Below are 13886 nucleotides of genomic sequence, written 5' to 3' on the forward strand. Positions count from 1 at the left end.
ATCCCGGATCTAACAATCCTAGTTCCGGCTGCGCGGTAAAGCGGCGCTCCGGCTCCAGAACTGAGCTTTGCAGCGGAATAGGCCGAAAAACGAATCGGGCGTCGCCGGAACGGGATAAGGAAAATTTATCGAGGGTAGGGGGGGGCTGATTTCGACCCGAGTCGGATATTCAGGCTTGTGGCCCTAATCGCACAGTCCAAGCTCCGCCCTGAACTCCAAATTGTTCCTGCTACCTTTGCCTCACTCAAACCTTCTGCCGCCACGTGATGGCGCAGTCCGAGCTTGCTCGATAGTTGATGCTGGAACCCAAAAGAGCTACTTGATGACGATCGAACAGGGACGGGCACTATTGCGGCAGGTCAAGGATCGCATCGGCGCACGTCACACACTGGCTTTTATCGATGTGGCGCACAGGGAATTGAATCGAGAGCCCAGTGATGGGATGCCGTGGCTCGAGCGGCTCCCCTATGTTTGGTTGCTGATCGTTAAGTGGGCTTTGGCAGGATGGCGCCCAGAAGATGATCGCCCTGATCCCTCGGACGAAGACATCAACTCCATAGTGCAAACAACCTGGGATGCGATGGGGCATCTGCTTCGCGTCGAAGGGCAGCCGACGATCTTCATGCGTCGAATGGCGCTTCAGCAGATCTGGTTGCAACGTAAATTTGATACCAGCGCTATCCCACGGCAGTTCCGAATCCTCGGGGAGCTCATGGTCGGCTCGGCGGCCACAGAGCGCTTTCGGCAGCGATACGGCCTCACACCTGCAGAGTTTTCCGTGGTCATGATGCACATGGTGGCCGACGCGGGAGATCTGTTGGATCGGCCCGCGTTGTCGGAACTACGGCCGGGCACGCCTCGGACCCGTGAGCATTGGGTGGCCGTGAGAGAGATCCTCGACCGGACGGTGCCACAGCTTCAGCGGGAATTCTCCGACATGGAAGCCAGGAACACACCTGCCGAAGTTGAGGTATGCGAGCAGTCCCCCTTGGTTCGTACCCCCTTCATTGCAAGTCGCAATCTAGGTCCTGTGTGCATCCATCCGATCTTGCTGTTCCGGTTGCTGGAGACGGTGTTGTTCGACCTAGCTCGTGGAATCGATTCTCGCCCCTTCATGAACGAGTTCGGGCCGGCATTCGAGAACTACCTAGCAGAAGTTCTGGAAGACCTGAACGTACAGGTGATTCGGGAGGACGAACTCAGCCGGCGCCTTATCGGCGTCGGGCAAGTGGTCGATTTCGCAGTAGCCTCTGATGATGCATTGGTCCTGATTGATGCGAAGGGCATCGAAGGGCACTACGACGAGCTTTACCACAATCTGCCCGAGGAACTGGCGGCTAGACTCAGAACGTCCTTGTTGCGTGCGGTTGACCAAGCCATTGCCACCGTGGCTCGACTTCCGGCCGATCTTCGAAGAAACGCGATCTACTTCCTGTGCGTGACTTTCAAGCAAGTCGTGGTCACCGACGGACTTGCACTGAGGGAGCTAACAGTTGGTACAACGGAATGGGCTCATCCCCGTTGGGATTCGAATGTTCTTACGCCGGCACGCATGCTCTTTCCAAGTGCCTTCGAGTTTGAGTCCATCGTGGCGCTAGCGAAAACGCAGCAGGTCCCGATTAGCCAGGTGGTATGCGACATTGTTGCCGACAACGACAATCCTGGAGCGCGAAAGCTGCTTCTGGAGCAACACGTCATGGGACGCCGAGCCCCACTCGACGCACCAGCGGTTATCCAATGGGCCGCCAATCGCCTGAGGCAGTAGCAGCGCATGGCTCGCTCGTTCCCAGGCCGAATGGCGGCCTCCTCCGACCCACAACTCATGGCAACGACGGCGACATTGAGCTAATCACATACAACGCAGTTCAGGACTTTGAAGTGGACAAGAAGGCAATCGCGGATCTACGAGCCATGCTGCTCAAGCTTCCCGCCACCGGGGTAGGTGGGTTTGAGGGGCTGCTGGCAGCTGTTCTTGCCGAAATTTCGGGAGTGCCGTTCCGCCTGTCCGGCAGCGGATCGCAGTTCGGCATGGATGGCAAGTCGGTTTACGAGGACGACGCCATCTGCTTCGAGGCGAAACGCTACGATCGCAAAATCCCGAGAAACGAAGTCATTGCCAAGATTGCTGAACTAACGGTCGAGGGCGGTAGCGATATCGATCTGTGGGTACTTGGCGCGACGACGTCCGTCAGTACCCAACTTGCGGACAACGTTCTGGAAATTGGCGAAAGAAACGGGATCAGCACACTTGTGTTGGACTGGAGCAGGGCGGATTTGCCGGCACTCGCGGTCGCCTTGGCAATGGCCACAGAGGCGACTGCGGAGTTCATCCGCCGCAACGCGGGAGACGAGTGCGGAGCGCATGCCAACGCATTGGCATCACTCAAGGCAGTGGAAGACGACGAGCGGTTTGCGAGACATGCCGCGCGCATCCGTGGGTTGCTTCGGGAGCCGACAATCGGCACCTCGCTGGCCGTGCGCAACAATCGCCACTGGCTCGAGGACGTTTTCGGCAGCCAGCAACGCGCCAAACGCCATCTCCGGCAACCCTTGGCCCCCGGCGATGTGGCATTGGGCAACCCGTTGCCGAGGGAGTCGCTGGTCTCCGAAATGGATTCGTTCCTTGCATCCCGGCCAGCCGGAAAAATTGCCGTCATCGTCGGGGACGAAGGAAACGGCAAGTCGTGGTTGTTCGCACAAAGCTGGTTGTCGCAGACGGACCGGCCGTTGATGGTGGTGTTCACGGCTGATGAGTTCAGCGATGCTGCAGCGGTCGGCGATGTCGTCGGCCTGCTGATCGACAAGCTTGTGGCGCAGACTGGCGGCAGGAAATCGGAGTCTGCTGTTACACGATGGCTCCGGACCTTCAACAGGTGGCGCAAGACAGAAACGCCCGCCTCGCCTCGCCTGGTGGTCGTGATCGACGGGATGAACCAGCGGCCGCAACTCGACTGGGCCCGAATCGCCAACGACATGAGCCACGAGTTGGGCAGGATGGGCGGACAGCTGGTGCTCACCACGCGCACCGCGCACTACTCGGCGCACGTGAAGAGACGCCTGATTGCATCCACCGTAGTGATTACCGTGCCGGAGTGGACAGAGACCGAGCGCGACTTGATTCTCGACGGGCACGGCATACGCGCAGACGAACTGCCCGAGACGGTGGCCACGTCGCTGCGCAATCCCCGACTACTTGCGATCGCATTGGAACTGCTGCAGGGATCGCACATCAGGCAGCTCGAACAACTCAACATCAGCCGGCTGCTTTTCGAGCACATGCGCATCTACGGTGAACGCGACAACCCGGTTCCGCGTCCGGCACACGATTTCGCACGCGCACTCAGGGAGCATGCATATGCGATTCTGAAGAGGATCGACAGGCAGCAGATTGACGACCTCAAAGTCTTCGACGGCGGTCTGGAAGCGGTATCGGACGGACGGTTCTTCATCCAGCTCGAAGATGATCCGACGCGATACCGGCTGGATGAAAGCGGTCTCACGCTCGCATTGGGCTTCGCGATCGTCGATGAACTGCGCACGGCCAGGCGCAATGGGCGCGACCTGACGGCCGCAATCGAGGCGATGATCGAACCAATCGCCTCCCTCGATCGGACGTTCGACGCGGTGCTCGCCGCGCTTACCATTTCCTGCCTTGACGGCGAGTGCCCGGTGGAGATCGGTACGGCCATCACGTGCGCCTTCGCCGGATTGCAGAACCCTAATGCCGACGAATTTCAGGCGTTCTGCCTGCTGGCCGAAGGCCGGCCGGACGTTTTCATGCAGGCGGCCCGCCAACTGTGTCTGGCCCCCGACAATCCATCCAACTTCGACTGGGTGCGGTTTGCGCTGCATGCCGCGAAGCAGAGGGATTCTGCATGGACGGCGATGATTCCGATCCTACAATCATGGTTGGGACACTATTCCCTGGCTCCCGAGGCAAGGATGTATTCCATCCGCTCCGGTGGCGATGCGGGCAAGGTGGAGGAGGAACGGCGCAAGCGGCAGGCGGAGATTGAGGCCAAGATCGTTGCGCTTTCACCGACCGAGAATTCGCTGCTGGACGAGCTCACGAGGAACGACGGCGATGTCGATGCCCTCGCGCACCTCGCCCTGGCGCTGATCGCGGGAAAGCCGGTCGCGCCGTTCTCGAGGGCGCTGCTCCACTGGAGCTTCGCCGGTGCGCTGAACATGGGGTTCTCCTGTCCCTACGACCAGTTCATCCATCTGATCCGGTTTAATCGCGTCGACTGGCCGGAAGCGCGCGATGCCATAGTGGCGGCGGGCAGTATGTTCGCCGATGCCGGTGTGTCGCGAACGGGCAAGTGGGCGCACGTGAATCTCCTGCGAGCGACAGGAGATCCTGCCGCGGCACTCCAGGAGCAGGCTCTGCTGCTCGAACTGACTGCCGATCGGCCAGCATTCGAGGGGTGGCGTCGCGTCGAGAGGTACTGTGCGAGCGATCCTTGCGACCCGGAGAGCCAGAGGCCGGACAACATCACGGAAACGGCGAAGGGCTACGCCGACATCGATGTCGCGAAGATCCGCTTGTTCATGGGGCCATCCAGCGACGATTTGCATTTTGCGGATGCAAGGACAGGGTTGGCGCGATTCGAACCGTCGGTGGCAATCGCAAAGCACCGGGAGTTCATCCGCCATGTCATCTCTCGCAAAGGGCTGGCGTTGCGCCAGGGAACTTTTGAGATGGGTCACCACAATGCGCTTCTGACTGCGGCACAGGCCAAGAAAATAGCTTCTAGCGTAGAGGTTGGAGCTATCGCCAGCGCTGCGGCAGCGCTCAAGGGAAACGAGCCCCATTTCATCGCGCAGTATTTCCTGCTGGCCGCGTTTCCGCTGCTAAGCGCCGATGAGCAGGTCAAGGCCCTGTTGTCGCCGCACACGGAAGGCAACCCGTTGCTTTCCGTTCTATACCTCGCCAAGTCGCTTGAGCAGTCAACATATGAAGCGTTGCTGCTGGATGCAATTCATAGCGGAGACGAGCGCGCATTGGTAGTCGTCCTCGCGTTCGGCGCCCATTCCGACACTCTCCTGTCCGATCGCGTTCTCGATCGCTTCCCCGAGCTCATGGGGAGCGAGGTGGAGACGGTCCGTGCGCTCACGTTGTACATGGCCTTGAACGCTGGCGACCAACGCGCGATCGAGTCGGTGGTGAAGAGCGGGTGGTCCGCCAAGAACCTCGACGGGAGGGGCGGTTACGAAGCGTGGTACGGGTCCCATGTGGTCCTGGAGGCGGCCAGTCTTGGAATGCTGACCTGTGGCGATGCGGTTGACCGCATAGCTCCCGAGCTCTATGGCCAGGCTGTGGAGAGGCTCGGCGGCGATGCGGGCGCCACGGTTGCGCGATGTATCGATGCCTCGATCAGGAAAGCGGCCGGCTTCGAACTGGATGTTGCCGTGCCCGTCATCGAGATAAACCAGCGGTGCGAAGACAATCTCGAGCCTGCGCGCTACCACGTCTCGGCGCGGCCAGAAGAACGCAACGACCTGACGGAACTGATGCGCGATGACGAGGGCGAGAACGACAGATTCGAGGAGCAGCAACGGCTTTCCCATGCGGCTTTCGACGTCTTCAAGGCGAAGCTCACAGCGGCGGACGCGGCGATCGTCCTGGACAGGTTGCGCTTTAGCGAGTTCAAGAAGGTTGCCGAAGCGGATAGAGGGCTCGCGGAGGACTGGGCGGACCTGTTTCTGGAGTTGCCGAAGGCTCGTCATGGCGGCGTCCACAACCTAGGGCTGCTGCTGGCGCATGCGATCGCCGGTTGGAATCCCGATCTGGCGGCTCGCCTGTTCGAAACGCTGCACGGAAGCGAACCATATGTCAAAAACAGTTTCGGTCGTATTGGACTGCCACTAGCTGGACTGGCCCTGTGGTCGGCCGAGGATCACGCTCTGCTTGACGCCATCCGTTCCCGTCGCTTGGACGGCGCCCTCAACGACGACGAACTCGCCCTGGAAGTGCTGACCGCGCTTTGGAGCGGGAAACAGGCGATCTTGGAGCGGTACGTCGGGGAGAATCTGGAGAGCGGAGAGCCGTCCAGAATGGCTCGGGCACTGATGGTGACGGGACTGTCGGGCCAGGGACAGGCCAACGAGGTCGTGTTGGCACGGTACAAAGGAACGCCGGGCTTTATTGGAGTCGCGCAGTCCACGGCTGCATACGCGTACGAGCGCCATGCATGGGCGATGCACTGGCACGCAAAAATGCTCGAAGCGCCGACTCCTGAGGAATTCTGGCGCTTCTCGGTCTTGTTCATCAAGGTTGTCGATGGACGGTTTGATGTCTTTGGCAGGGACGACGGGGCGGCTTCCGTTTCCTATCGTCTGTTCTGGCCTAGCGTTGAGAGCCAGCTGAAGAACCGCTACCAGTGCGGCTGCTCGAAGCGGAAGAAAAAGCTCTTCGGAGAGAAGCCGCCAGAGAAGGAATTCCTGTTCCCGTAACATTCGTCATTGATCAGGCAACCAAACTACTTCAACAAGCGAGCGGCCGGGTTGTCCTCCGCCGCGCCCGCTTGAAAATACCCAATCACACTAGCTACCGAGCGATGCTCAGTCATCGCCATGACGGCCGGCAGCGGAATGCCTTGCTTACCGGCCTCAGTGACGAACCCCGACCGAAGACTGTGTGCCCCAAAATCTCCCACCAACCCGGCCAACCGGGCCCGGCGCTTCACGACCGCGGCCACTGAGCCCGGGAGCAGGGCAGGGCCGACCCGATCTTTCCAGATACGCCGAAAGATCGCCCCCTCGTCGATGCCCGCGGCTTCAAGCCAAGCCGTGAGCGCCTCGGCGCTGCGTCCCAGGATCGGCTTGTCCGGCGTCGAATCCGCTTTCACCCCCGCCTGCTGGGTCTTGGAGTACTCCAGCCGGTAGATGTAGCCGTCCTCGCGCACCTTACGCAGGTCCCGCATGTCGGCCGCAGCGATCTCACTGCGGCGGCGTCCCCCGCTGGCGAACCCGAAGCAGAGCAGGGCACGGTCACGCAGGCCTTCCAGGCTGTTGTCGCAGGTGGCCAGCATGGCCTCCAGCTCGGGGCGGGTGATGGCCGTCTTCTTGGTCGGGCGCTCGCCGCGCTTGACCGCGGCACGCCGGGCCCGGCTCAGCAGCGTGCGGACACTGGGCAGCTCGCAGGGGTTGGCCTGGCGCTTGAGCTTGTGCGCCGTCGACAGCACGGCCACGCGCTGGACGACAGTCGAAAGCTTCCACGGCCCCGCCTTGGCTTTGAGGCCAGCCGCCACTAGGGCCTCATCCAGTGCTGGCGGCAGCTCGCTGACCAGATCGGTCTTGTTCTTGCGCTGGATGTGGTCGACCAGGAACTGGATCACCACCGCTTCGTTGACGGGCAAAGTCAACTCGACGCCGTAGCGGCCCTGATGCCAGCCGGCCCAGTAGCGCAGGGCGGTCGCATAGCTGCGCGTGGTGTTGGCGGCGGCCGCTTCGGCCAGCAGTTCGCGGACCGCGTCGGCGGCTTGCTGGGCGAGCTGATCGGGCAGCACAAGGTGGGTGGCGGTCGCGGCGGTGGCGGTGGCGGGGAGTGTGTTATTTCTTTTCATAGTATGTAATGTACGCTATGAAGTAGGGTTCGTACTTACGATAATCATCACTTATCACCAGTACGGAATCAACCGAGTAGGGCGCCCGCGTAGGAGGCACCTCGATGGCACGTGGCATCACCGAATCTGACGTCCACGCAGCGGCCGACGCACTGGTCGCCGCTGGCGAACGGCCGACGATCGAACGGATCCGAGCGCATCTCGGCACCGGCTCGCCCAACACCGTGACCCGGTGGTTGGAAACCTGGTGGCAGGCGTTGGGTGCTCGGCTGCAGGGGCATCAAGCGCGCCTGGCCGTGCCTGAAGCGCCGGAAGCGGTCGCCGCGCTGGCAGGGCAATGGTGGGAGCTCGCCATCGATGCCGCACGAAGGAGTCTCCATGAGTCCCTGTCGGTCGATCGGGCCACCATCGGGGCGCTGCGCGAAGAGCTCAATCAGGATCGCGAAGCGCTACAAACCGAGGCCGCAACGTTGCGCCACGCCGCTGAAACCGCCTCTCAAGCGGAGCGCGTCGCCGTAGCCCAGACCACTGAGCTGCAGCGGCTGGTGAACCAGCTCCAGACCCAAGGCCAGGACCTTGGCGCCCAGCGCGATACCGCGCTGGCGCGGGTGACGGAACTGGAGTCGACGCGCCAGGAGCTGGAGACCCGGCTCCGCCTGTGGGAGGAGAACGCTCGCGCTGAGCGCGATAACTTGGCTCAGCACGTCCGCGCGGTCGAGGACCGCACCCACGCCGAAGTCGACCGGGCGCGGCAGGAGGCCAAGGAAGCTCAGGCACAGGTCGTCGCGGCGGCCCGGGAACGCGCATCCAGCGAGGGCCAGCTTCGCGCCGCGCGCGACCGGGCCCAGGCGGAGGCCGCACAGGCCCTGCAAGACGCCGGCGTCCAACGCGCACGGGCCGACGCTCTGGAACAGCAACTGGGCAAGCTGCAGGATTTGCCGGCTGCGCTGGAAGCGTCCTGGATCCGCAGCCAACGAAAGCCCCAGCCTGGATCACGGACGCCGGGCGCCGGGAAGGCGGCCGGGGCCACCGGCAAGCGCGCTACCAAGCGCAAGCCATCCGGGTAACCTAGGGTTTCCTAATCAGACGGTACCCACGCGCGTGATTCCAGCCGACAAACTCACCCGCTCGTCTTGGCCAGGCCTGCCTACCTCCTAAGAGCACAGTTTCTACGCGTGGCAAGTCGAATTTTCCGGGGAAAGAGCTCGTCAGAGGCGTACAGGTGTACCCACCGGAGTGCAGAGCGCCGTCGTTGTACCCACTTGAGTGGTCGTTCTGTACCCGAGATGTGCAGAGTCCTGACCCACTTGAGTGCGCTGAGCACATGGCGCAACATCTCCGTGCCGCTGAGGATCGTGCCCACGCTGAAGTCGACCGGGCGCGGCAGGAGGCGCGGGATCTGAACCGGCGGGCGGAGTCGATAGCTCGAGCCCTTCGTGCCGCCGAAACCTCCCACAGCGCGGAGCTGGATGCCCTGCGCTGGCTTGTCATCGATGCGCAAAGCGACGCTTCCAGCCAGCGAGTCCGTTCGGAGACGCTTGAGGCTCAGCTCGCCCATCTCCGAAACCATATGGCAAGATTGGAGTCCGCGTTGACGAAGGCCAAGCCAACGAGACCCGGTAAGCGCCCACCCAAATCCATGACGTCTGCTGAACCAAAAAAGCCTGTGAAGTCCACCAGTTAGCGGACGTATGGTGGAAGGTTTCGATTCCTGTAAGTTACGGCAATGGCGAAAACGAACTGTAATTTGGCCGGCACTGTTTCTGTAACTTTCTCTGCTTCCTCGGAAAATCAGCGAATGTTTCACGTTTACTGATCGGGATGTTACGTAAACAGTGATCCCGGCTCCAAACGATACTCAAACCGTTGAGGTGACCGCATGAACCGCCATCCACCACTTCGCATAATGCATATTATGTAATTATACGGTGGGAGGACTTGTCCAGAACCAAGCACCCTCGGCCACCAGGCCACACATTCCTCTATCCTTGGCCATCCTCGATTTCCGCATGACCGCATGAAACGTTCCCGCAAGACTGCCCTGGTGCTGATGGGCACCGCTCCGCTGCTGCTGGTTGCCTGCTCCACCCAACCCGAGGTACAGACCCGGGAAGGTCTGTTCACGTCGGTCGAGGCCTGCGCCGAGAAGACGGCGAATCCGATCATGTGCCGGGAAGCCTTCGAGCAGGCGCAGGCCCAGGTTGCCGAGGCCTCGCCCAAATACGCGTCCCGGGAAGATTGCGAGGCCGAGTTCGGCGCGGGTCAATGCGCTACCCAGAAGACGTCGACCGGGCATTCGTTCATCGGGCCATTGATGACCGGTTTCTTCCTGTCGCAGATGCTCAACGGCCGTGGCGCTGCGCTGCCCAATCAGATGGGCAATCAGACCGCGGCCGGTGCGACCAGGGCCGAGCCGGCGTTTCGCTCCAATCAGCAAGGCTGGCTCAAGCCGGGGCCGTCTTCGACCGGGGTTCCCGGGTCGTCCGGTCTTGCCAAGGTGAGTGCCCAGCCCGACCGCGCGATGACGGTGCGTCGTGGCGGCTTCGGTGCCACCAGCGCGCGCCGGACCGGCGGCAGCACGGGCGGCTGATGCGTCGGGTCGCGATCGAGCCGCGCCGGGACTGGCGTCGGCGCGCGGAGGCCTGTGGCTTCCAGTTCCACACGATCGACGGTGCCCAGTACTGGGACGAGTCCGCGTATTACGCGTTCACCCTGCGCCAGATCGAGCAGGACATCGAGAACCCGACCGCCGAAATCCACCGGATGGCGCTGGATCTGGTCGACGAGGTCGTGGGCAGTGAAACGCTGATGGAGCGCCTGGCAATCCCGGATGCGTTCCGCGATTACGTGGCCGAAAGCTGGCGCCAGCGCGATCCGCATCTGTACGGCCGTATCGACCTGGCCTATGACGGTCACGGCCCGGCCAAGCTTTACGAGTTCAACTACGACACCCCGACCTCGTTGTACGAGGCCGCGTTCTTCCAGTGGGAATGGCTGGAGAACCAGCGCGAGCGTGGCGTTCTGCCAACCGATGCCGACCAGTTCAACGCGATCCACGAAGCACTGGTGGACCGTTTCAGCGAGCTGGCCGCGCAGCTGAGGCCGCCTTTCCATTTCGCTGCCGTGCGCGACAGCGTCGAGGACCAGGGCACCGTCGAATACCTGCACGATTGCGCGGCCCAGGGTGGATTGCCGGCCGGCCTGATCGCCCTGGAAGACATCGGCCTGTCGGAAGACGGGCGCCTCACGGACCTGGACGATGTCGTGATCGGGAGCCTGTTCAAGCTCTACCCGCTCGAAGACCTGTTCGCCGACAGTTTCGGTGCGGCGTTGCCGCGCGCCGGCGTGCAACTGGTCGAGCCGGCGTGGAAGCTCATCCTGAGCAACAAGGGCGTGCTGCCGCTGCTGTGGGAACGTCACCAGGGCCACCCCAACCTCCTGCCGGCGGCGTTCGACGACGGTGATGAGTTGCCGCGCGGCTGGGTCCGCAAGCCGCTGTTCTCCCGCGAGGGCGCCAACATCGAGATGCGCTATGCCGACGGGCGCCTGCTGCGTGCGGACGGGCCATACGACGGTCCGGCGATCCGGCAGGCATTGCACCCGCTGCCCGATTTCGAGGGCCGCTATCCGTTGATCGGCAGTTGGGTGGTCGGTGACCGTGCCTGCGGCATGGGGGTGCGCGAGGACGACACGCCGATCACCCGCGACACCTCACGGTTCCTGCCGCACGCGATCATCGGCGACGGATGTGGGCGGATGGTGTTCGCGGCCTGAGATATCCGGATCTGGAAATTGTCGAGTGCCCTCCCCGGCGGCTATCGGCCGTATTGCCCGTCGGCGCTCGCTTCTGAACCATTCAGCGCTTTATCGGTTTGCACACGTTCCAGGCGCGCGGGACTAACGACCCGGCGACTAGCTTTGGCGTGACCTCGAAGAGGTCCCTCGCCCAGGAGACGAATATGCCTACCGAAAAGAGCAAGAAGCCGTCCAGCCCGCACAAGGACACCCCCGGAAAGCACGCATCGGGTTCGGATGAAAAGCACACCAAATCGGCGTCCAGCCCCGGTTCCAACCCCGACAAGATGATGGGAAAGAACCCCGGCAAGAATCATTAGCGTTTTATCGATATCGAGCTTGATATCCGGCAAGCGCCCGCAAAAAGCGGGCGTTTTGCTGTTCGTATCTCCCATCGACAAGGCGATGCCGCAGCTCCTCCTGCTCATTGGGAGCCGGCGAGCCGTCCGCTCGCATGGTGTGCCCGCCAACTACGCGGCCGGTTTCCTGCCCAGCAGAAGCCGCCTCAACACCACCGCGTCGTTGTGCTGCTCGTCATGCGCCGAATATACGAGGGTGATCGGGCCTTTCCTCGCGGCGGCGCGCAGCTCGGCGAGCTGTTCCGAGTGGTCGCGGAGTTCGACTTCATAGCGTTGCTGGAACTCGGGCCAGCGCGCCGGGTCGTGGCCGAACCATTTCCGCAATGCGCTGCTGGGTGCGATGTCCTTCATCCACTGATCCAGCGCGGCCGCTTCTTTGCTGACGCCCCGCGGCCACAGCCGGTCGACCAGGATGCGGACGCCATCGGTATCGGCGGGTTTTTCGTAGGCCCGCTTCAAGCGGATGTTGTCCGCCGGAATGGTCGTGCTCACGGGCGCTTCCCGGAAGCGGCCGCAGGCATGGCGGCGATGGCCCGTTCGAATTCCACTTCCTTGTGCAGCCCTTCCAGGTCGCGGTGGATGAACGCCGCTGCCAGCTCCCTGCCCTCGCGCCGGTAGCTGATGGTGCAATCGCGCTGGTTGAGATCTCCCTCGATGACCACTTCGTCGAAGCGCTCGGCATGGCCGACATAGGCGAGGCCGAAGTCGTACTGCTCGGTCCAGAAAAACGGTACGGCGTCGAAACGTTCGCGCAGGCCGATCATGTTGCGGGCTGCGGTCTGCCCCTGCCGCTCGGCCACGACCCAGTGCTCGATGCGCAGCCGGTCGCCGGTCAACAGGTCGGGCCAGCGGGCGATGTCGCCGGCCGCGAAAATACCGGGCACGCTCGTTTCCAGGTATTCGTCCACGCTGATGCCGTGATCCATCGCCAGCCCCGCCTGTTCGGCCAGGCTGGTCACCGGACGCACGCCGATGCCGATGACGACGAGATCGGCGGGCAGGGTTTCCTCGTTGGTCAGCACGACTTCGCGCTCGTCGATCGTGCTGGCGGTGGTGCCCAGGTGGAAGATCACGCCGTGATCCTCGTGCAGCTTCTGCAGGAAATTTCCGACCGCCGCGCCCATAACCTTCTCCATCAAGGTGTTACCGAGACCGACGACCTGCACGTCGATCTTCCTGGCGCGCAGGCCGGCGGCGACTTCAAGGCCGATGAAGCTTGCGCCGATGATGACCGCGCGTTTCGCCGACGAGGCCGGCTCCGAGAGGACATGTTCCAACAGGGCATGGCAGTCGGCGGCGGTACGCAGGTAATGCACATGCGGCAACGTGGCACCGGGGATGTCCAGATGGACAGGCGCGGCGCCGGTTGCCAGCAGCAGAGCGCCGTACGGATAACGACGACCGTCCGTGGTCTCGACCAGCCGCTGGGCGGTGTCGATGCGGCTTACCTGGGTGTTGGTCTGCAGGTCGATGTCCTGCCGCCGGTAGAAATCGGCGTCCTGCAGCCGGTTGGACGCCTCGTCGATGCTGCCGGCCAGGATGCCTTTGGACAGGTCGGTGCGGTCGTAGGGTGGCGATGCATCCGCGCTCAGCATCGTGATGCTGCCCTGGTAGCCTTCCCGGCGCAGCGTTTGCGCGGCGGAATTGCCGGCAGCGCCGCCCCCGACGATGACGATGCTTTCGGGCGCGGGATGCGAAGGAGGAAGGGGTTCCGGACCGGCGGGTTCGAGCTTGCCGCGGACGTGGATGACGCCATCGCGCTCCTCGACCCGGAAACAGTCGATCGGCTTCAAGGCCGGCGGCCGCACCGGGATGCCGTTGTGCAGGCTGAAACAGGCGTGGTGCCAGGGACACCGCACCGTTCCATCGACCAGCAGCCCGTCCGACAGCGGCGCGCCCTGGTGGGTGCAATGCGCGCCGATGGCAAACAGCTCGCCGCCGCTGCGGGCCAGGACCACCGCCTCGCCCTGGGCATGACCGAGCAGCAGGCTGCCGTCGACGACGGCCGACGACTCGATGCCGTGACCGAAGTCCGGCCCCTCGAGCTTGTCTGCTTCCCCACCCATGTCCCTACCCTCGTTGCGGCAAAAAATTTTGCAGGAGCCTGCTTTCAGGAGCTGGGCGGTACCGCCGGAGGTTCACACGGTCGGGATCGCTCATCGCC

General features: G+C 62.8%; 9 protein-coding genes. 6 read left to right on the plus strand and 3 right to left on the minus strand.

What is annotated here, in order from left to right; genetic code table 11:
* Positions 1-322 precede the first annotated feature (322 nt).
* On the plus strand, positions 323-1765 hold the full coding sequence (gene gapS1, locus N792_RS06665) for a GapS1 family protein (RefSeq protein WP_156969328.1): 1443 nt from the start codon (positions 323-325) through the stop codon (positions 1763-1765).
* Positions 1766-1878: 113 nt separating this feature from the next.
* Positions 1879-6456 carry a hypothetical protein gene (locus N792_RS06670; protein ID WP_156969329.1) on the plus strand — a complete coding sequence of 1526 codons (4578 nt, stop codon included), beginning with the start codon at positions 1879-1881 and terminating at the stop codon, positions 6454-6456.
* A 26-nt stretch (positions 6457-6482) separates the two neighbouring features.
* Here the strand turns inward: N792_RS06670 and N792_RS06675 are convergent, their stop codons facing one another.
* Positions 6483-7568 carry a site-specific integrase gene (locus tag N792_RS06675; protein WP_036193686.1) on the minus strand — a complete coding sequence of 362 codons (1086 nt, stop codon included), beginning with the start codon at positions 7566-7568 and terminating at the stop codon, positions 6483-6485.
* 104 nt (positions 7569-7672) lie between these two features.
* Between N792_RS06675 and N792_RS06680 the strand changes: the two genes are divergently transcribed.
* The 4 genes from N792_RS06680 (at position 7673) to N792_RS13980 (ending at position 11683) form a co-directional block, all read left to right on the plus strand.
* A complete protein-coding gene (locus N792_RS06680; protein WP_084105494.1) occupies positions 7673-8635 on the plus strand; it encodes a DNA-binding protein in 963 nt (320 codons plus the stop codon).
* A gap of 950 nt (positions 8636-9585) precedes the next feature.
* Positions 9586-10158 (plus strand): DUF1190 domain-containing protein, encoded by a 573-nt coding sequence (locus tag N792_RS06690; protein ID WP_036193688.1) that lies wholly within the window; start codon positions 9586-9588, stop codon positions 10156-10158.
* Positions 10158-11342, plus strand: coding sequence for a glutathionylspermidine synthase family protein (locus N792_RS06695; RefSeq protein ID WP_036193689.1), 1185 nt, complete (start codon positions 10158-10160; stop codon positions 11340-11342). The genes N792_RS06690 and N792_RS06695 overlap by 1 nt, the downstream gene beginning before the upstream one ends.
* A gap of 185 nt (positions 11343-11527) precedes the next feature.
* Entirely contained in the window at positions 11528-11683 is a 156-nt protein-coding gene (locus N792_RS13980; RefSeq protein WP_156969330.1) for a hypothetical protein, read from the plus strand.
* Positions 11684-11833: 150 nt separating this feature from the next.
* Here N792_RS13980 and N792_RS06705 read toward each other — a convergent pair whose 3' ends face one another.
* On the minus strand, positions 11834-12214 hold the full coding sequence (locus N792_RS06705; protein ID WP_036193692.1) for a DUF488 domain-containing protein: 381 nt from the start codon (positions 12212-12214) through the stop codon (positions 11834-11836).
* A complete protein-coding gene (locus tag N792_RS06710) occupies positions 12211-13788 on the minus strand; it encodes an FAD-dependent oxidoreductase (protein WP_036193693.1) in 1578 nt (525 codons plus the stop codon). The genes N792_RS06705 and N792_RS06710 overlap by 4 nt, the downstream gene beginning before the upstream one ends.
* Between the last annotated feature and the right edge of the window lie 98 nt (positions 13789-13886).

This window comes from Lysobacter concretionis Ko07 = DSM 16239 (assembly GCF_000768345.1).
GTDB classification, from domain to species: Bacteria; Pseudomonadota; Gammaproteobacteria; order Xanthomonadales; family Xanthomonadaceae; genus Novilysobacter; species Novilysobacter concretionis.